The sequence below is a fragment of the Bacillus cereus group sp. MG9 genome, assembly GCF_040459995.1.
Classification (GTDB): Bacteria; Bacillota; Bacilli; order Bacillales; family Bacillaceae_G; genus Bacillus_A; species Bacillus_A mycoides.
The window spans coordinates 2,639,888-2,659,399 of record NZ_JARVHC010000001.1 but is presented as its reverse complement, the minus strand read 5'-3'; the positions used below and the strand labels follow the sequence as shown (position 1 = coordinate 2,659,399).

The following is a 19,512-nucleotide window of genomic DNA, read 5'->3' as shown; positions in this document are numbered from 1 at the left end:
GCGTATCACATATGAATGTTAAAAGAAACAAATGAAAAGAAGGTGATGGGTTATTATGTATAACCAACAAAACTATCCATATGATCAAGAGATGTATTATAATCCACAAAACTACGGTTATGAATCTACAAATGAAGTGAGAGATATTGAACAAGAAGACTATAGACCAGATGATGCGGAAGATGCTCCAACGTCACCACCACCGTCACAAGCTCCGTCGTTACCGTCCACATTTGCTTCTCCAGCACAAGCAGGCAATATGAAATCTTGGATGTGTAACTGTCTAGGAAGATGGGGCTATTTACGTTTACATCGACCTGGTCCTTTCGGAAGAGATTTATGGTTCTTTCCAACCGAGGTAAGAAGAAGCGGGGTTTCAGGTTACACTTGGCAAGGTGGTCGTCGTCGTAAAGTAAGTTATCGATATCAACAAATTAGTAATTTTATGTGCTTCGCATAATAGGAAGTGAGAGAGTAGAATAATTTTACTCTCTCACTTTTTTATTTTTCAATATACGAAGTAAGATTTTAATTAAAAATTTACAATTTTCTAGTTTTTATTGAAGTATAATTCAAATGTTAGGTTGATTTACACAAATAATTGAGAGTGAGGGAATGTAATGTCAATAAAAAATAAGGTTGGCCGAAAAATAGAGGATGGCATTAATTTAGCTTCTGCTCAGTTTAAAGAAGATGCTTATGAAATTTATAAAGAATCGAGAAAAGTACAGCCTATATTATTTGTAAATCAAATTGAAATCGGTAAAGAATGGCTCATTACAAGATATGAAGATGCTCTGCCGCTTTTAAAAGATAATCGCTTAAAAAAAGATCAGGCAAATGTGTTTCCTCAAGATACAAAGAACATGCATCTTTCCGTTGACAATAGTGATCATTTAACAACGCACATGTTAAATTCGGACCCACCTAACCACAGTCGTTTGCGATCTTTAGTTCAAAAAGCTTTTACACCGAAGATGATTTCACAATTAGACGGAAGAATTCAGAGAATAGCGGATGATTTAATAAGTGAAATAGAGCGAAAAGGTACATTAAATCTTGTGGATGATTATTCATTCCCATTACCGATTATTGTAATAAGTGAGATGCTTGGAATTCCAAAAGAGGATCAAGCGAAATTTAGAATTTGGTCTCATGCTGTCATTGCATCGCCAGAAACACCTGAAGAAGTAAAAGAAACCGAAAAACAACTATCTGAGTTTATTACATATCTCCAATATATAGTTGATGTAAAACGAAAAAATCCAAAAGAAGATTTGGTTAGTGCGTTAATACTTGCAGAAAATGAAGGGCATAAACTTAGTGCTCGAGAGCTATATTCAATGATCATGTTATTAATTGTAGCCGGACACGAGACGACAGTGAATTTAATAACAAATACGGTATTAGCACTTCTTGAAAATCCGAAGCAATTACAGTTATTAAAAGAAAATCCGGAATTAATTGATTCAGCTATTGAGGAAGGATTGCGTTATTATTCTCCAGTTGAGGTGACAACTGCAAGATGGGCGGCTGAGCCGTTTCAAATTCATGACCAAACAATCCAAAAAGGAGATATGGTTATTATCGCATTAGCTTCAGCAAACCGTGATGAAACAGTATTTGAAAACCCAGAAGTATTTGATATTATGCGTGAGAATAACCGTCACATTGCTTTTGGACATGGTAGCCATTTCTGTTTAGGAGCTCCACTTGCTAGGTTGGAAGCAAAGATTGCTATTACTGCTCTGTTTAAAAGAATGCCATCGTTACAAATAAAAGGTGAGCGTGACAAAATTAATTGGCAAGGTAATTATTTAATGCGTTCTTTAGAGGAATTACCATTGTCTTTTTAGAATAGTTATATTGAGACATGCATACACGACAAATGATTAACATAGAGTATGTATGTGTTATTTAAATTCGAAACGGAAGGGTGAAAACATCCCAATGATCAACTAATTCTATTTGTAAGAGATCTTCGTTAAAAAACGAAATATTCTTCTGAATAGGATTAGTATGTGCATGTATAGAAAAGGGATGTGTTTCGCACTGCGAATATATAGTCTTTTCATATGATTTGTGCTGCCTCCTGTTCAGAACACGAAATAGGAGGCTTTTTTATGTCGACGACTGCAGAAACGAAACAAAATCATGGGGTATCACAAGTATTAAAAAATCGATTTGTGCAAGGGATTCTAGCATCAGCATTATTTTTACAAGTTGGAATTTGGGTTCGTAACTTTGCGGTATTACTTTATGTTATGGAAATGACGAAAGGTGATGCTTTTGCTATTTCAATGATTTCGGTTGCTGAATTTGCTCCCATTTTTATTTTCTCATTCATTGGAGGAACTTTTGCTGATAGGTGGAAGCCAAAGAAGACAATGATATGGTGTGAGACGTTAAGTTCTATTTCCGTATTCGCTGTATTAATTACTCTTATGTTTGGAACGTGGAAAATCGTGTTTTTTGTGACGCTTATTTCTGCAATCCTTTCGCAGTTTTCTCAACCATCCGGTATGAAGTTGTTTAAACAGCATTTATCAACGGAACACATTCAATTAGCGATGTCTATATATCAAACAATATTTGCGATTTTTATGGTGTTAGGACCTATTCTTGGAACATTTATTTTTCATAGTTTTGGAATTTATATTTCAATCATCATAACAGGTATCGCTTTTTTACTTGCAGCAGCTGTGTTGTTATTTCTTCCGAAAGATCTTGAGAATGATAATGAAAAGAAAGAAATTACGCTGTTACAGGAAATGCTGGATGGTATTAAATATGTAAAAAAGAAAAAAGCATTAACTTTGCTAGGGTTTTGTTTTATGGCAGCAGGACTAGGTATAGGTTTAATTCAGCCACTAGGCATCTTTATTGTGACTGAGCAGTTAGGGTTATCAAAAGAGAGTTTACAATGGTTACTAACAGTAAATGGTGCGGGGATGATTGTTGGCGGAGCTCTAGCGATGGTATTTGCGAAAAACGTTGCTCCCCAAAAGATGTTAATTGTAGGTATGCTTGGTCAGGCAATTGGAATTGCTATTATAGGATACTCTACAAATTTATGGGTGACACTTACAGCACAACTTTTCAGTGGTTTAGCCCTACCTTGTATTCAAATAGGGATAAATACACTTATTATACAAAATAGTGATACGGATTTTATTGGTAGAGTAAATGGCATTTTAAGTCCACTATTCACCGGTTCAATGGTAGTAACGATGAGTATAGCTGGTTCATTAAAGGAGATGTTTTCATTAGGTACGATGTATGAGGGGACGGCTCTACTATTTGTTATTGGATTATTGTTTATTTTGCCTATATACAATTTAAAGCCAGTAATAGCAGTAGAAAGTGAAATGAATGGTAAAGGAAGTGCTGTGCAACATGAATCCTAATCCAAATGTTAAATACCCTATTGAAGGAAATCAAAACGTTCATTTTATAAAAAATACAATAACGAAATCTAATATATTTGTTGGTGACTATTCTTATTATGATGCGAAAGATGGAGAAACATTTGAAGATCGAGTATTACATCATTATGAATTTCTTGGAGATCATCTTACTATTGGAAAGTTTTGTTGTATTGCAAATGGAGTTACCTTTATTATGAACGGAGCGAATCACCGGATGGATGGATTTTCGGCATATCCATTTAATATATTTGGGAATGGGTGGGAGAAGTATACACCTAATTTGTCTGATTTACCTTACAAAGGGGATACAGTTATAGGAAATGACGTATGGATTGGTATGGATACAACGATTATGCCTGGAATAAAAATAGGGGATGGTGCAATCATTGCAGCAAAATCTGTTGTGACTAGAGACGTCGCACCATATACAATTGTTGGCGGAAACCCTGCAAATAAAATAAAGGAACGATTTACAAATACAATAGTAGAAGAGTTATTGCAAATTCAATGGTGGCATTTTGACATTGAAAAAATAACAGAAAATATAGATGGTATTGTACAAGGAGACATTGAACCATTAAGAAAGTTAAAAAGGTAATAAAAAATGCATGACAAAGAGTATCATACCTCCGAATTTTGTTAATGATAATAGAACAAGGAGGTGTGATACTATGGCACAAGACGTTTTATGTGAAGTAAACAACTGTAAATTTTGGGCTAACGGCAATAAATGTAGTGCAGATGCAATTTATGTAGTAAGTCATAAAGGTAAACATGCATCTACAACTGAAGAAACAGATTGCAAAACTTTTGATCCAGAAGTATAAATTTTTGAAGGGTAGCCAAATCGTGGTTGCCCTTTTATTAATTATAGTATTGATAATAAATCTCATTTTCATTCATTGTTTTTAACTTTTCTTTTTATTTTTTCATATTTTCTTCATAAGTGATGCAATCCAGAGCAATTCATGTTCAATACGTGATTTACTAAATTCAATGACTTCTGTAATAAAAGATGAGCTAACATGTAAAGATTGAATAGCAGTAAGCTGTTTATGTAGTACGTCTTGGCGTATTGTTAAAATTTCTTTTCTAGCTTCGTAATCAAGTTTTTCAAATAGCGCGATACGCACAAGGAATTCAGCGTTATTTGTCGCAATCTTTTCGGGAAACTCTCTTAACATTTCATAAAAAATTTCTTCTCCTGTTTCAGTTATGTCGTACATATTTCGATTCGGCTTTCCGACTTGTTTATGTATTTGTTTAATTATAGCCCCCATATTTTCGAAGCGCCGAAGAGCGGGATACAGTGTATTATGGGGTTCAGCCGAGATACGTGTAAAAACGGGTCATAAGCTGTAATATATTTCCATTATTGGTTTTTTAGTTAAAAATATCTACCTCATGATTAACAAAAAGCTGATTACCTATGCGCTATAAATGAACTGCCCCCAATTGTTAAACAAAACCTAGCAATTGGGGGCAGTTCATAGTTATCATTTGACTCTTCTAGTGACTTTCTCAAGTAAAGCACCCTTTGGTTGAATAAGATTTATTTATTCATTCCCATCAATCGCTTAATTGTTCTTATTTGTCCACGATGATTAATTTCGTCTTCCATAACGTGAAACCACAAGTAGTAATTATTATAAGGCACACCATTATCCCACTTGTTTTCCTCGAATAACCAGCTATCTTGTTTTGATTTCAGATATGTTAGTGTATTTTCTCTAACTTGTGATAATTCATTCAAATAATAATCTAAAGATTGCTTTTTTATTCCTTCCCTTGCTTTGTCTCCAAGTTCTAAAGAAATTCGCCACTTTAGATATTCACTTTCAGTTAAATCTCTTTTTTCAAACGAGATAACTTGATGAACAAACTCCATCGCTGCAATATGTGATAAGAGAGAACCAATAGTGTTTGAACTACCGTTTGGTAAGAAATCTAAATCACTTTGGTTTAAATTGGAGATTTCGCTCAATGTAACATCTCTTGTATGTTCAAGCATTGTTACAAGCTCTCCAATCTTATTTGAATAGTTTTCTCTTGAAATTATTCTATAATCTATCATATATATCCCTCCAATTCATGCTAAGCATAAGTTTACCAATAAAATAAAAAACCAAAGTCTGAAAATTCATGTAAAATAATGATATAATTTAATTGAATATAAAGAAAAAGGAAACCTGTTTTTATCAGTGTTACCTTATCCAAGACTAAATTTTACCCATACATCATTTTTTTGATGTAGCTCTTGAAGATAAAAACTATTTAATTTTCAAGGAACAGTTATTAACTTAAAACTTATTATACGAGGAGGGTGTATCATGAAAAAAATATGCTTTGTATTAATTGTCGACGCTGGTATAAATTATGGTTCAATATTTTCTCTACCATTTTTAAGGAATCAGGATGATTTGAAGGAATATTTTTCTAAGTATTATGATGTTTCAATTAATTATATTAGGGATAAAAACTCAGTTGACTATTTGGTAGTTCCCAAACCGTGTCCACCTTTTGATAATGAAAATAATCTTCCAATAATTGAAGTACCAGCAATCTTATTTATGGAAAAGGATTTTGAAAAAATAAAGACTTATATAGACAATTATTTTTCTAATAACTCATAAAGAAAATAAAAGTACAGTAAAAAGAAGTCCGATAAAAAACGAGTGGCGTAGAATATTTCTATTAATCATTCGTTTTTTATTATATTTACATATCAGTCTATCGCAAATGAACTTGTACAACATATCGGAAAATATAGTGAGGTTAATATCGTTGAAGAGTTTGCTGCACCTTTACCTGTTACCGTCATATCCGATTTATTAGGAGTGCCAACAACGGATCGTAAAAAGATTAAAGAATGGTCTGATATTTTATTTATGCCATATAGTAAAGAAAAATTTAACGATTTGGATGTAGAAAAAGGAATTGCGTTAAATGAATTTAAAACGTACCTGCTTCCAATTGTTCAAGAGAAAAGATATCATTTAACCGACGATATTATTTCAGATTTAATACGAGCTGAATATGAAGGCGAAAGATTAACCGATGAAGAAATAGTTACTTTTTCTTTAGGTTTATTAGCGGCAGGTAATGAAACAAATACAAATTTAATTATTAACAGCTTTTATTGCTTTTTAGTAGATTCACCTGGAATATATAAAGAGTTAAGAAAAGAACCTACGTTAATTTCAAAAGCGATTGAGGAAGTTTTACGCTATCGCTTTCCCATTACATTAGCTAGGAGGATTACAGCGGACACAAATATATTTGGACCTTTTATGAAAAAGGATCAAATGATTGTTACGTGGGTTAGTGCAGCAAATTCAGATGAGAAAAAGTTCTTACAAGCTTCTAAATTTAATTTACACAGAATAGGAAATGAAAAGCATTTAACCTTTGGTAAAGGTCCTCATTTTTGCTTAGGGGCGCCACTTGCACGTTTAGAAGCTGAGATTGCATTAACTACCTTTATAAATGCCTTTGAAAAAATAGAGTTATCTCCATCGTTCAATTTAGAAAAATGTATATTAGAAAATGAACAAACATTAAAATACTTACCTATTCTTTTGAAAACTAGGTAAAACGTTCAGCAAGGTACAAAATTACTGTACCTTGTTTTTTTATTTCTCAATTGTAAATTTTTAGTGGTCTATTTAGTATGGAAGTGTGTGAAAGAAGAGTGGAGGAGGATGCTTATGTTAACGTGTAATGGAAGTAAAACGTTTCAAACATTTATTAAAGCTGTAACGGATTTAATTGATAGTAATTTATTAGAAGATCAAATTGTTTGTGCGATTGAAAAATTACTAGAAGAACTTTTAGAAAAAAAAACATGGCTTCCGCTAGAAAAACAGAAGGCGAATTCGGCTCAATATGCACGGCACTTGTTATATGAAGATCCTTTAAAGCGATTTGAAGTATTAGCTCTTGTATGGAAAGATGGACAATCTACACCTTTACATGATCATGATGGTACATGGGGAGTAGAAGGTGTTTTTTCAGGAAGGATAATGGTGCAGAACTTTATACAAACTAAGCAGCTTGAAAATTCACTTGTTTATTTAACCCATACAGGAAATCTTTATTTGGGAGAAGGAGAAACAGATAAAGTCATTCCACCAGCTGATTGTCATATTCTTAAAATAGCTGAATGTGAAAGCGTTGTCACGATTCATATTTACGGAAAACGTTTAGAAAAGTTTAAAGTATATGTCCCAACTGAAGAAAAGAATGTGTATATGTGTGAGACAAAATATATTAGTTATAGTTCATAGTTTAAAATCAAAAGCTTTTCTTTAAAGAGAAAAGCTTTTGATTTTATTTTTAATTATTTCTTGACCTGAAACGCTTTTCATAAATTATAAATAAGAAGTACTTAACGAGCTCAATATGAAAACGATACCTTTTTGTTAAATAGATCTCGTGTATTTATAGAAAGTGGTGAAGAAATAATGAAATTAATAGCAATTGACTTAGATGGAACCCTTCTTTCCGGTAATAAAATGATAAGTAAAGAAAATGCAGAAGCAATTCGAAAATGTCAGGAAGCAGGCCATGTTGTAGCTATTTGTACAGGGCGTTCTATCGTTGATATTGAACGATTATTGTTAGAAGTTAATTTAGAGTGTCCAATTATTGCGGAAAATGGTGCCCTTATTTATAAAGATAAGAAAATGATGAAGAGATATCCAATTCAAAATATGCACGCACTTGAGATTGTAGAATATCTTGAAGAGAATGGCTTGTATTATCAGCTTTATACTAATAAAGGTGTGTATGTACCAGATTATGGAGTAGAGAGTGTACGTAATGAAATCGAGTATGTGAGGAATGCAAAAGAAACTTTCGATTTGAAAGAGTTAGAAACGATTGCAGCATTATATCTTGAACATACAGCATTTCATAGTACAGAAAGTTGTAAACCAATTGTAGAAACTGATATACATGTGCATAAACTTTTACCGTTTTCTTATGACATAGAGAAATTAAAAAAATTAAAAGAAACGTTTCTGCATAATACAGATTTAGCTATTACATCTTCCTATTGGCATAATTTAGAGATTAATCATCGAGATGCTCAAAAAGGAAATGGATTATACACTTTAGCAGAACACTTGAATATTCCAGTTGAAAACACTGTAGCAATAGGTGATGGCTTAAACGATGTTTCTATGATGGAGAAAGCAAATATATCAATTGCAATGGGAAATGCAGTTGAAGAAATAAAAGCGATGTGTCAATACGAAACGTTAACAAATGAAGAACATGGTGTCGCACATGCTTTATATAAATATGTAATGTAATAAAAAAGAAAAAAGAATCCAAATAGATTCTTTTTTCTTTTTATTAGGGGTAAGGTATTCTATGTGATTCATAGAAGCCTTATTACACCTAATTATATAGAATATATTGGAATAAATGTTTATATTTTTCATGAAAATTATGAAAAATTTGTGAACTTTATGTTTATTGTATTTTTATAGTGCTGTTAGCAGCGCGTAACACTCCCATATTATTTTCTGTTTTTAATTGAAAAATAGAATTTGTTAGAATAATTATTCTACAGCTATATACCTAGGAGCACTTTCTTCGTATAATGAAGAAGTATGAATTTTGAATTTGTATAATTTTTACATATCGAGGTGAAAAAGGAATGAATGCGCGGCTAATGGAACTTATTGATGTGAGTACAATAGAAACCATGGCAGAACAATTTTATAAATTAACCAACATATCACATCAACTTCTTGATGCTGAAAACGAATGTATATTTTCATTTGGAATTAATGAAATGAAAGTATGTAAACTTCCCAAAATTGAAATCCCCCTTTTCTTATACAATCAATATTTAGGATCTTTTATTGTATGGTCCAAACGAAGCGAAATTTGCAATTGCCAAAAATATTTTGAAATGCTTTCTAACCTCATTATAACTGGGATGAAAAAAGCAGTTCAAAGTAAAAATACATCGTTACTTTCTCGAAAAGAGGAAGAATTACATACGATCTTACAAAACATGCCTGTTATGGTTGATGCGCTTGACTATAATGGAGATTTTGTTTTATGGAATCGAGAATGCGAGATTGTAACAGGTTATACTGCTGAAGAAATAATTGGGAATCCAAACGCTCTTAAATTACTGTATCCTGACCATAATTATCGCCATCAAATACAAAATAAATTTTTGACTCGTGGAAAAAATTTTAGAGATTGGGAAATGAGTTTAACATGTAAAAATGGTGAAATTAAAACGATAATGTGGTCCAATATATCAGAACAGTTTCCTGTAACAGGATTTAGTTACTGGGCTGTTGGGGTAGATATTACACATTTAAAAGCGATAGAAGAGCAATTAAAACAACAAACGTCTGAATTAGAATTAATTTTTAAAGCTTTACCAGATTTATGTTTTTTAACAGAATATGATGGGACAATTATAGATTATAAAGCAGGATCCCCTACAAAATTTTACGTACCTGCAGAAGCTTTTATGGGAAAAAAGTTTTACGAAATATTACCGTCTCCAGTAGCACAGCAATTTCAAGAAGCAATTCGCCAATTGAAAGAAGAAGGAAAGAATGTAATCGTAGAATATATTCTAACAATTAATGGGAGTATCGATTTCTTTGAAGCTAGATGTTTACCATTATTACAAGATAAAATTATGATCATTGTACGCGATATCACAGAGCGGAAAAAGGCAGAAGAATTGCTAAATAAATCAGATACACTTGCGGCAATTGGTCAATTAGCAGCCGGTGTAGCTCATGAAGTGAGAAACCCATTAACTGTAATTAAAGGATTTATACAGTTATTCCAAATTAATAAAGAAGATCAAGAAAAATATTTTGACCTTATGCTTTCCGAAATAGAAAGAATAGAAGCAATCCTCCAAGAGTTTTTGTCGATTGCTAAAACTGATGAAATAAATACAGAAAAGAAAAATATTTATCAAATTTTTAAAAATGTCGTATCATTAATTAATACAAAAGCAATCATGACAAATATTCAAGTTGAACTATTTACAGATTCCAAAGAGATAATCATTGAATGCTCAGAAAATCAATTGAAACAAGTATTTATTAATATTTTGCAAAATTCAATTGAAGCAATGCTAGATGGCGGGAAAATTTCAATCCATATAAAAGAAATACATAAAAAAGGTGTCATTATTAGTGTAATAGATGAAGGAATAGGAATACCTGAAGAAAGAATTAAAAGATTAGGTGAACCTTTCTATAGTACGAAAGAAAAAGGTACCGGTATTGGATTGATGTTAAGTTATAAAATAATTGAAGGTCATCAAGGAACAATAAGTATAATGAGTGAGGTTGGCGTCGGGACAACTGTAACTATTTACTTACCGAAAATTCAGAGTAAACAATCTCTATCAAATTGTGATGATAAATGTATATCGATACGTTCTAGTATTAACTCTTAAATAAATGATTAAATACCCAATGAAAAAAGCTAAACTTTTTTCATTGGGTATTTTTATATTTAATTTAGTAAACTTTACCTTTTCTTAACCTTTGTTTTAATTTCTATTAAGTTTTTATCAGTATATTAATATTTGTACAAAGTACTGTATAGAAAATGTGCATTACTTTTAATATATAGATTCAATTATTATTAGAAATACTGTAAGGAGGAGATTATGACAAGGTGAAAAAGCAAGTGAAAAAAAGTGGTAGAGCAATACCGATGCGGTTAAATATTTTATTTCTATGTGTATTTTTATTATTTTCTGCAATGATTATACAGTTAGGTAAAGTGCAAATTTTCGATGGAGAGACTTATAAAAATGAAGTAGAAAAGAGAGAAAATGCAACTGTGAGCCTATCTGTCCCACGTGGGAAAATATTTGATCGAGAAGGGAATCCAGTTGTTGATAATACATCTTTACGCACGATCACGTACACAAAGATGAAAGGTGTAAAATCAGAAGATATATTAAAAACTGCAAGACAACTTGTAGACATAATTGAAATGCCGCAAGAAGATATAGATAAGTTAAATGAGACAGATAAGAAAGATTTTTGGATGCAATTAAATCCGCAACTGGCTGAAAATCTAGTATCGAAAAAAGAAATAGATACATTTAGAGAAAAGGATATTAGCGGCAAGAAGCTAGATAAAAAAATAGAAGAGTTAAAAAGAAAACGGGTTACAGATAAAAATCTTCAGGAATTAACAGAGAAAGATATAAAAGTGTTAGCTATTAAAAGTAAGATGACTTCAGGTTATCAAATGGCACCTCAAATTATTAAAAAAGATGTTAGTGAAAAGGAATTTACTATAATTAGTGAAGGTTTAGCGAATCTCCCAGGTGTAGACGTATCGGTGGATTGGGAGAGAGTGTATGTAAATGATGGATTATTCCGATCTGTTCTTGGAAATGTTTCTAATTCCGATGAAGGATTACCAAGTGAACGATTAGATTACCAAGTGAACGATTAGATTACTACTTGGTACGTGATTATAGCCGAAATGATAGGGTTGGAAAAAGTTATATCGAGCAGCAATATGAAGATGTACTTCATGGTACAAAAAAAGAAGTAAGAAGCGTTGCAGATAAACAAGGTAATACAATTAGAACGGAAACCGTTTCTGAGGGAAAGAGCGGTAAGAATTTAACTTTAACAATAGATATGGAATTACAGAAAAAAGTAGAAGAGAGCATAGAAAAAATATTAAAGGCCTATAAAGGTTCAGAATCGATGTTGGACCGTGCTTTCGTTGTAATGATAAATCCGAAAAATGGTCAAGTATTATCAATGGCAGGGAAAAAATTAGTAGAAAAAGATGGGAAAACAGAAGTTGAAGATTATGCTTTAGGTACGATGACAAGTTCATATGAGCTTGGATCAACAGTTAAAGGTGCGACAATATTGACTGGTTTCGAAACGAAAGCTATAACACCAGGTACTTACTTTTATGATGCGCCTATGAAGTTTAAAGGAACTAAGGAGAAAAAGTCTTGGAAAGATTTCGGGAATATTGATGATCTAAGAGCTTTACAAGTTTCTTCTAACGTTTATATGTTTAATACAGCATTAAAAATTGCAGGTGTAGATTATGTGAAAAATAGTTCATTAAATATTAAACAGGAGTACTTTGATAAAATGAGGTATTATTTCAGGCAATTTGGATTAGGTGTTCCAACGGGTATTGATTTACCGAATGAAACAGCTGGACAAATTGGTAAAAAAGATAATCAACCTGGTTTTTTACTAGACTACTCAATTGGCCAGTATGACACGTATACACCGCTTCAGCTTGTACAGTATATTTCAACAATCGCAAACGGTGGATATCGAATGAAGCCACAAATTGTTCAAGAGGTAAGAGAGCAAACGTCGCAAAAAGATGAGATTGGTAAAGTGGTGCATACAGTAGAACCAATCGTTTTAAATAAGATAGATATGAAAGAGGAATATATAAATCAAGTAAAAGAAGGATTTAGAAGGGTATTCCAAGAAGGTGATGGAACAGGAGTAAGGGCGTTCCAAAAAGCATCTTATAAGCCAGCAGGTAAAACAGGGACAGCACAGACAGTATACGGTGGAGAAAGTGATATTGGAAGAAATGAAAAAGGTGAGCGAAGAGAATGTTATAATTTAACGTTAGCAGGATATGCGCCGTATGATAATCCTGAAGTAGCATTCTCTGTAGTTGTGCCGTGGGTTATTAATGATAAATCTGGTATTAACTCTGATATTGGAAAAGAAGTTTTAGATGCTTATTTTGAATTAAAAAATAAGCGATTAACTGGCGAAGCACCAAAAACAGATGACTCTAAAGAGAATTAAAATATACGAAACGTCTCTAGCAATTATATGAACTAGAGACGTTTTTTACATACGAATAGATTAGAAATGAGGTATATATGAAGCAATTGATTCTAAAAGATCGGAGAAAAATATGTAGCTATATTTTAATTATAATAGGAATTATTTTTATTAATAAGTCATTTTTATTTTGTATGGTAGAAGGAATTTCGATGCAACCTACTTTGAATGAGAATAATCGCATACTTGTTAATAAGGCTAGCATCTATTTTTCTTCTTTTCATCATGGTGATGTTGTAATAATAAAAAAAGAAGACTCGGCTACATACTACGTGAAACGAATTATTGGATTACCGGGGAATAACATATAATTAAGAGACGATGAGGTATATATTAACGGTAAAAAGCGTGATGAGTCGTATATACAGTTAGATATGTCACAAGTATCAAATCGTTTTTCAAACTGTAGAGAAATGAAAGTTCCCACGCATAAATTATTTGTGTTAGGTGATAATCGAAATCATAGTAAAGATAGTAGGAATACGCTTGGACTAATTGATGAGTCAAATATAATAGGTAAAGTGAAGATGGTATATTATCCATTTGATCAAATAAAATAATTCTATTAGATATGCACGTTTTATAAAATAAATCATATATTGATAGCATAGGACAAGCAGAAAAGCTTATCCTAACCTCACAGAACACTCCTTATCACAGTTAGGCATCTACATTTTATGTAGATGCCTTTTTCAATGTCTGATAATTATTTATCAACCTAAAGTAGTAAGTATATTGGGACTATTAAGGGAAGATTGCTTGTAATAATAACAGTACGATTAATAAGAACATTGAATTGTAGGAGTGAGAAATAAGTGATGAATATTTTAATAGTTAATTTCCCTGCAGAGGGACATGTAAATCCTACATTAAGTTTAGTAAAGGCCTTTACTGAAAGAGGTGATAACGTACACTATATTACAACGGAAAGTTTTAAGGAAAGGCTTGAAGTTTTGGGAGCCATTGTACATACTCATCCGGATTTATTAAAGGAGATTTCTATTGATAATGAAACTTCATATGGATTAAAAACTTTCTTTCATGTACATGTTCAAACTTCTTTATACATATTAGAAATTACGAAACGATTATGTAAAAGCATTAATTTTGATTTCATAGTTTATGATATATTTGGTGCTGGAGAGTTAGTAAAGGAATATTTACAAGTTCCAGGCATAGTTTCCTCTCCTATATTTTTAATTCCACCAGTATTATTGGAAACCTTGCCTTTTCATCCAAATGCAGAAATACAATTCCAACCCGATGAACTCTCTGAAAAGTTACTGTATCAAATGGAACATGAATTTGGAGTAAAGCCCAAAAATAATCTTCAATTTATGCATAATAAGGGAGATATTAGTCTCGTGTATACAAGTCGTTATTTTCAACCTAATAGCGATTCGTTCGGAGAAAACAATGTTTTTATTGGACCGAGTATTATAAAGCGCAAAACAAATGTAAAGTTTCCACTTGAATTGCTTTCAAAAAAGAAAGTTATTTATATTTCAATGGGAACACTTCTCGAAGGGCTCGAACCATTTTTTAATACTTGTATTGATGCTTTTTCAAATTTCGAAGGGATTGTAGTAATGGCGATTGGTGATAGAAATGATATTTCAAAAATTACGCAAGCGCCAGACAACTTTATTATAACCCCTTACGTACCTCAATCAGAAATATTAAGTGAAGCAGATGTTTTTATTACACATGGTGGAATGAATAGTGTGCACGATGCAATCCATTATAATGTCCCATTTGTGATAATACCGCATGATAAAGATCAGCCTATGATAGCGCAAAGATTAACTGAGCTTGAGGCAGCACATAGATTATTGAAAGAGCATGTTAATGTGCAAACTTTAAAAAAGGCGGTAACAGACGTTCTTTCAAATAAAAAGTATAAACATGGCATTCAAAAACTGAATGAAAGTTTTTTAGAGTGTGGTGGTTCCAAAAGAGCCATTGTAGTTATTGATGCTCTTTTAAATAAATAGTTCGGATAATATAAAAGCATAGAGGCTCTACCTGTATGCTTTTATATTATTATCCAGCAAATTGTACAGCAGTATTCGCATGTAAATAAGCAGTATCAAAAACAGGAACGGATAGATCATTTTGGGAAATGAGCAAAGGAATTTCCGTACAGCCAAGTAGAATTCCTTCAGCCCCATTATTAATTAATGAATTGGTAATTTGTATTAGTTTTTCTTTTGATGTTTCTGAAATAATTCCTCTAATTAATTCATTTAATATGACGTGATGGATAAAAGTTCTTTCTTCGTCATTTGGGATGATTGTCTCAATGTTATATTTTGCTAGTCGTGATGTATAAAAATCTTCTTCCATTGTTTGTTTCGTTCCTAATAATCCGATCCGTTTTATATTCTGTTCTACCATTTCTTTAGCACTTACATCACCGATATGAAGAAGTGGGATTGATATTGCTTGTTCTACTTCCTCAGCAAATAGATGTACAGTATTAGAACACATTAGTAAACATTCAGCTCCAGAGTGTTCTACTTTTTTTGCTACTGCGACTAATTCATTTTTCACTTCTTCATATTGATGATTTTGTAATAATGTAGTTACTTCACCAAAGTCCATACTATATAAAACAAGCTTAGCATTTTGATCATATTGAGAGAGAGTTAGTGTATTAATATGTTTATAATATAACGATGTTGATTCCCAACTTAGTCCGCCAATTAAGCCAATTACTTTCATCATGCATTCCTCCCGTAACAATTTTGAATTTATTATTTCATAATTCCGATAAGAATACAATGATTTAAATGAACTATTTATCGAAAAATAAAAATAGTAAGAAAAGTATTGAAATTATTTATTGTTAGTGCCATAATACAGATTACAAATACATACTTATCCAGAGAGGTAGAGGGAACGGCCCTTTGAAGCCTCAGCAACCCCTATGTAATTACATAGGAAGGTGCTAATTCCGCAGAGGACACTATGTGTCTTTTGAAAGATAAGGGGATTCTTGTACGTGAAAGAAAATGACCTCTTATTTAAGAGGTCATTTTTTGTTGTATAGAAAGGAAGTGTCGATGCATAATTCATTTTCAAAATAAATATAGAGTATTAAAAGTTGAATAATACGAGAGGGGAATTGTAATGAACAAATTAACGACAAAGCTAGTAGTAGCTATTGGAATTGGAGCAGCTCTATACGGGGTATTAGGGCTTTGGGGATTTTCTATCGCACCGAATACATTTATTAAACCCGCATTGGCTATTTTAACAGTTTTTGGAGCGTTATTTGGCCCGGTAGCAGGACTTTTAATAGGACTCATCGGTCATACCGTTACAGATACGATCGCTGGTTGGGGTATTTGGTGGGGATGGGTTATTAGTTCAGGTATTATTGGTTTAGCAATGGGACTCATACAAAAAAGAGTTGGTTTTAGTGTAAAACATGGAACGTATAATAACCGTGATATTTCTTATTTTGCAATTGCAGGGTTAATTGGTATTGTCATAGCAATTATATTTGCTGGAGCATTCGATATTATTGTGATGGGAGAACCGTTTGACAAAATAGTTATACAAGTACTAGGCGCAACAATTGCAGACGTTATCGTATTTTTAGTTCTTGGCTTACCAATCACGATCGGTCTAGCGAAATCAAATAAGAAACATACACATTTAAAAATTGAAAAGTAGGGATGTATACATGCAACCAATTATTTCTTTTGAACAATTTACCTTTCAATATAGGCATACCACGCAGCCTACTTTAAAAGATATTACATTTCAAATATATCCTGGGGAAAAGGTACTTATCGCTGGACGAAGTGGTTCAGGTAAGTCAACATTAGCTCATTGTATAAATGGGCTAATCCCATTTTCTTACGAAGGGATAAGTACCGGTAACATTTTAATAGCTGGAAAGGATCCGAGAAAAGGTAGTGTTTTTGAACAGAGTAAACACGTAGGGACAATATTACAAGATCAAGATTCACAATTTATAGGCCTTACTGTCGAAGAGGATGTAGCATTTGCATTAGAAAACGATTGTGTAAATCAAATAGAAATGAAAAAGATTGTTACGGATTCTTTAAAAAAGGTAAGCATGCAGGACTTTCATACACAAAGTCCGCATGAATTATCAGGAGGTCAAAAACAGACAGTCTCTCTTGCAGGTCTGCTAACGACAAATGCCGATATATTATTATTTGATGAACCGTTAGCTAATTTGGATCCTGCATGTAGTTTGAATACAATAGAACTCATTAAAAATATACATGAGAAATATAATAAAACAATTGTAATTATTGAACATCGAATAGAAGAAATTTTAAACCTTGATTTAGATAAAATTATTTTAATAGATGAGGGAGAAGTTATTGCCGTTGGTTCACCGGATAGTATTTTAAATTCTAATATATTACCAAATATCGGACTAAGAGAACCTATTTATATAGAGGCGCTAAAGAAATTAAATTTTGATAGTAATAATGTTAGGGTATTTCCAATTGAAAATCTTCGTAATGCAGGCGTTCATAGCCTATTAAAGAACTGGATGCATAAGCAAGTTTCATCAAAAAACAAATATATTAAAAAAGCTTTATGCAAGATAGAAAATTTATCATTTACGTACAATAACAAACATACAGCCTTAGAAGATATCAACCTTTCAATAGGAGAGGGAGAAATAGTAGCGTTATTGGGTCATAATGGAGCAGGGAAATCGACATTAGCTCATACTCTTATAGGAATAAATAAAACGAAGAATGGGAGAATAACATTCGATGGAGAAAATATAAATTGTTGGTCTATTCGTAAACGCGGGGAAGTTATTTCTTACGTTATGCAAAACCCAAATCAAATGATTACACAGCCTACTGTTTTAGAAGAGGTTTCATATTCATTAAAATTAAAAAAGGTTTCTAAAGATGAGATTGAGAAAAGAGTCGAAAAATCTTTAAAAATTTGTGGATTATATCCATTTCGTAACTGGCCAATTCAGGCATTAAGCTATGGACAAAAAAAGAGGCTTACTATTGCATCTGTACTTATAACAAACCCAAAACTTATTGTATTAGATGAGCCGACAGCTGGACAAGATTATTACCATTACAAACAGTTTATGTCGTTTATTAGAAAACTGGCTGAAAAGGGCATATCCTTTATTATTATCACACACGATATGAATCTTGCTTTAGAATATGCAGATCGAGCGGTAGTTCTGCATGAAGGGAAAATTATTGCGGACAATACTGTATCTGCTGTTTTAGGGGATAAAGGAACGTTACAAAGAGCTAATCTACGGGAGATTTCATTAATAAAACTAGCTAAATTAAGCGGAATTCCAACTCCAGAAACATTTGTGCAACTTTATATTGAAGCTAATAGGAGGGAGGAATATGCATAATACGTATTTGTATCGTATGGATGGTGCAATTAAATTATCTTTATTTATATTTTGTATGACACTTACTTTTTTATTTTTTGATTTTCGTATATTGCTAATTTTATTTATTGTTGGATGTATCGGCCTCTTAATTGCAAAAATTCAATTGCGTAAAATTATAGTTATTTTCAGCGTTATATTTACATTTAGTTTATTAAATTCCGTTATGATTCTTTTCATTACGCCCACCCATGGATCGGAATTAACGGGATCGTATACCTCTTTTTTTTATATAGGTTATGCAACAATTACATATGAAACTTTATTTTATGCAGCTACACTTTCATTGAAATATTTTACGTTATTACCATTTACACTTCTTTTTATTTATACAACTCATCCAAGTGAATTTGTAAGCAGCTTAAATAAATTTGCTGTTCCTTATAAAATTACATATGCAATAAATATTGCACTGCGTTATATACCAAGTATTCAATCTGAATATATAATCATTAGACACGCGCAGGAAGCAAGAGGCGTACCTTTTGAAAAAGGAGAAGCGAGCTTGTGGATTCGTATGAAAAACCGTGTTTTAATTTTTTGGCCACTTATTATTCATTCATTAGAAAGGATTGATACTGTTTCAAATGCAATGGATTTAAGAGGTTTTGGAAAAAAGGATAAACGAACGTGGTACTATGCAAAAGACGCACAAAAGGAGGATTACATCACACTTTTTGTTGGTATTATCATTTTGATTATTGCAGTTTACTTAAAGCTGAATGTATTCCAAAGCTTCTGGTACCCATTTTAAAGCACTCTCAATAGAGTGCTTTTACTAATTTTTATG

At 32.2% G+C, this 19,512-nt stretch carries 16 protein-coding genes, 3 pseudogenes and 1 riboswitch; of the genes and pseudogenes, 16 read left to right on the top strand and 3 right to left on the bottom strand.

Annotation, left to right across the window (positions count from 1 at the left end; genetic code table 11):
- Positions 1-55 precede the first annotated feature (55 nt).
- The 5 genes from QCI77_RS13500 (at position 56) to QCI77_RS13480 (ending at position 4,255) form a co-directional block, all read left to right on the top strand.
- Entirely contained in the window at positions 56-460 is a 405-nt protein-coding gene (locus QCI77_RS13500; RefSeq protein ID WP_002032464.1) for a hypothetical protein, read from the top strand.
- 160 nt (positions 461-620) lie between these two features.
- Entirely contained in the window at positions 621-1,856 is a 1,236-nt protein-coding gene (locus QCI77_RS13495) for a cytochrome P450 family protein (RefSeq protein ID WP_353825034.1), read from the top strand.
- 267 nt (positions 1,857-2,123) lie between these two features.
- Positions 2,124-3,407 carry an MFS transporter gene (locus QCI77_RS13490; RefSeq protein ID WP_002013150.1) on the top strand — a complete coding sequence of 428 codons (1,284 nt, stop codon included), beginning with the start codon at positions 2,124-2,126 and terminating at the stop codon, positions 3,405-3,407.
- Positions 3,397-4,026, top strand: a complete 630-nt coding sequence (locus tag QCI77_RS13485) for a Vat family streptogramin A O-acetyltransferase (RefSeq protein WP_353825033.1) — start codon at positions 3,397-3,399, stop codon at positions 4,024-4,026. Before QCI77_RS13490 ends, QCI77_RS13485 begins: the two co-directional genes overlap by 11 nt.
- Before the next feature lie 73 nt (positions 4,027-4,099).
- Positions 4,100-4,255 carry a DUF1540 domain-containing protein gene (locus QCI77_RS13480; protein ID WP_000046089.1) on the top strand — a complete coding sequence of 52 codons (156 nt, stop codon included), beginning with the start codon at positions 4,100-4,102 and terminating at the stop codon, positions 4,253-4,255.
- Between the two features lie 102 nt (positions 4,256-4,357).
- Here the strand turns inward: QCI77_RS13480 and QCI77_RS13475 are convergent, their stop codons facing one another.
- Positions 4,358-4,762 carry a PadR family transcriptional regulator gene (locus QCI77_RS13475; RefSeq protein WP_078204536.1) on the bottom strand — a complete coding sequence of 135 codons (405 nt, stop codon included), beginning with the start codon at positions 4,760-4,762 and terminating at the stop codon, positions 4,358-4,360.
- Positions 4,763-4,980: 218 nt separating this feature from the next.
- Positions 4,981-5,502, bottom strand: a complete 522-nt coding sequence (locus tag QCI77_RS13470) for a DinB family protein (RefSeq protein WP_000568385.1) — start codon at positions 5,500-5,502, stop codon at positions 4,981-4,983.
- A 256-nt stretch (positions 5,503-5,758) separates the two neighbouring features.
- Between QCI77_RS13470 and QCI77_RS13465 the strand changes: the two genes are divergently transcribed.
- The 8 genes and pseudogenes from QCI77_RS13465 (at position 5,759) to QCI77_RS13430 (ending at position 15,285) form a co-directional block, all read left to right on the top strand.
- Positions 5,759-6,061 carry a hypothetical protein gene (locus tag QCI77_RS13465; protein WP_000717614.1) on the top strand — a complete coding sequence of 101 codons (303 nt, stop codon included), beginning with the start codon at positions 5,759-5,761 and terminating at the stop codon, positions 6,059-6,061.
- A gap of 93 nt (positions 6,062-6,154) precedes the next feature.
- Positions 6,155-7,021 (top strand): annotated as a pseudogene (locus QCI77_RS13460) (cytochrome P450); the annotation flags it as partial.
- A 114-nt stretch (positions 7,022-7,135) separates the two neighbouring features.
- Positions 7,136-7,714, top strand: coding sequence for a cysteine dioxygenase family protein (locus QCI77_RS13455; protein WP_002136626.1), 579 nt, complete (start codon positions 7,136-7,138; stop codon positions 7,712-7,714).
- A 177-nt stretch (positions 7,715-7,891) separates the two neighbouring features.
- A complete protein-coding gene (locus QCI77_RS13450; RefSeq protein WP_353825772.1) occupies positions 7,892-8,743 on the top strand; it encodes a Cof-type HAD-IIB family hydrolase in 852 nt (283 codons plus the stop codon).
- A 350-nt stretch (positions 8,744-9,093) separates the two neighbouring features.
- Positions 9,094-10,881: an ATP-binding protein gene (locus QCI77_RS13445; protein WP_353825032.1), complete on the top strand. Its 1,788-nt coding sequence runs from the start codon at positions 9,094-9,096 to the stop codon at positions 10,879-10,881.
- A 224-nt stretch (positions 10,882-11,105) separates the two neighbouring features.
- Positions 11,106-13,252 (top strand): annotated as a pseudogene (locus tag QCI77_RS13440) (peptidoglycan D,D-transpeptidase FtsI family protein).
- Between the two features lie 77 nt (positions 13,253-13,329).
- Positions 13,330-13,851 (top strand): annotated as a pseudogene (gene lepB, locus QCI77_RS13435) (signal peptidase I).
- Positions 13,852-14,106: 255 nt separating this feature from the next.
- Positions 14,107-15,285, top strand: coding sequence for a macrolide family glycosyltransferase (locus tag QCI77_RS13430; RefSeq protein WP_353825031.1), 1,179 nt, complete (start codon positions 14,107-14,109; stop codon positions 15,283-15,285).
- 49 nt (positions 15,286-15,334) lie between these two features.
- On the opposite strand, the gene QCI77_RS13425 is transcribed toward QCI77_RS13430, so the two are convergent.
- On the bottom strand, positions 15,335-16,018 hold the full coding sequence (locus QCI77_RS13425) for an aspartate/glutamate racemase family protein (RefSeq protein ID WP_353825030.1): 684 nt from the start codon (positions 16,016-16,018) through the stop codon (positions 15,335-15,337).
- A gap of 150 nt (positions 16,019-16,168) precedes the next feature.
- Positions 16,169-16,284: riboswitch (SAM riboswitch) on the top strand.
- A 139-nt stretch (positions 16,285-16,423) separates the two neighbouring features.
- Between QCI77_RS13425 and QCI77_RS13420 the strand changes: the two genes are divergently transcribed.
- From QCI77_RS13420 to QCI77_RS13410, 3 genes are read left to right on the top strand one after another with little or no spacing between them, the layout of a single operon-like run.
- The gene (locus QCI77_RS13420; RefSeq protein ID WP_002127640.1) at positions 16,424-16,972 is read left to right on the top strand and encodes an ECF-type riboflavin transporter substrate-binding protein; all 549 of its coding nucleotides are present in this window, start codon (positions 16,424-16,426) and stop codon (positions 16,970-16,972) included.
- 10 nt (positions 16,973-16,982) lie between these two features.
- The gene (locus QCI77_RS13415; protein WP_002013167.1) at positions 16,983-18,683 is read left to right on the top strand and encodes an ABC transporter ATP-binding protein; all 1,701 of its coding nucleotides are present in this window, start codon (positions 16,983-16,985) and stop codon (positions 18,681-18,683) included.
- Positions 18,676-19,476, top strand: coding sequence for an energy-coupling factor transporter transmembrane component T family protein (locus QCI77_RS13410; RefSeq protein WP_305927605.1), 801 nt, complete (start codon positions 18,676-18,678; stop codon positions 19,474-19,476). The genes QCI77_RS13415 and QCI77_RS13410 overlap by 8 nt, the downstream gene beginning before the upstream one ends.
- Positions 19,477-19,512: the final 36 nt, after the last annotated feature.

Excerpts from the sequence above, each read along its gene's own strand:
- QCI77_RS13425 (WP_353825030.1), bottom strand. The coding sequence starts at position 16,018 with ATGATGAAAGTAATTGGCTTAATTGGCGGACTAAGTTGGGAATCAACA.
- QCI77_RS13450 (WP_353825772.1), top strand. The coding sequence starts at position 7,892 with ATGAAATTAATAGCAATTGACTTAGATGGAACCCTTCTTTCCGGTAAT.
- QCI77_RS13455 (WP_002136626.1), top strand. The coding sequence starts at position 7,136 with ATGTTAACGTGTAATGGAAGTAAAACGTTTCAAACATTTATTAAAGCT.
- QCI77_RS13465 (WP_000717614.1), top strand. The coding sequence starts at position 5,759 with ATGAAAAAAATATGCTTTGTATTAATTGTCGACGCTGGTATAAATTAT.
- QCI77_RS13420 (WP_002127640.1), top strand. The coding sequence starts at position 16,424 with ATGAACAAATTAACGACAAAGCTAGTAGTAGCTATTGGAATTGGAGCA.
- QCI77_RS13410 (WP_305927605.1), top strand. The coding sequence starts at position 18,676 with ATGCATAATACGTATTTGTATCGTATGGATGGTGCAATTAAATTATCT.
- QCI77_RS13480 (WP_000046089.1), top strand. The coding sequence starts at position 4,100 with ATGGCACAAGACGTTTTATGTGAAGTAAACAACTGTAAATTTTGGGCT.
- QCI77_RS13445 (WP_353825032.1), top strand. The coding sequence starts at position 9,094 with ATGAATGCGCGGCTAATGGAACTTATTGATGTGAGTACAATAGAAACC.
- QCI77_RS13490 (WP_002013150.1), top strand. The coding sequence starts at position 2,124 with ATGTCGACGACTGCAGAAACGAAACAAAATCATGGGGTATCACAAGTA.
- QCI77_RS13495 (WP_353825034.1), top strand. The coding sequence starts at position 621 with ATGTCAATAAAAAATAAGGTTGGCCGAAAAATAGAGGATGGCATTAAT.
- QCI77_RS13485 (WP_353825033.1), top strand. The coding sequence starts at position 3,397 with ATGAATCCTAATCCAAATGTTAAATACCCTATTGAAGGAAATCAAAAC.
- QCI77_RS13500 (WP_002032464.1), top strand. The coding sequence starts at position 56 with ATGTATAACCAACAAAACTATCCATATGATCAAGAGATGTATTATAAT.
- QCI77_RS13470 (WP_000568385.1), bottom strand. The coding sequence starts at position 5,502 with ATGATAGATTATAGAATAATTTCAAGAGAAAACTATTCAAATAAGATT.
- QCI77_RS13415 (WP_002013167.1), top strand. The coding sequence starts at position 16,983 with ATGCAACCAATTATTTCTTTTGAACAATTTACCTTTCAATATAGGCAT.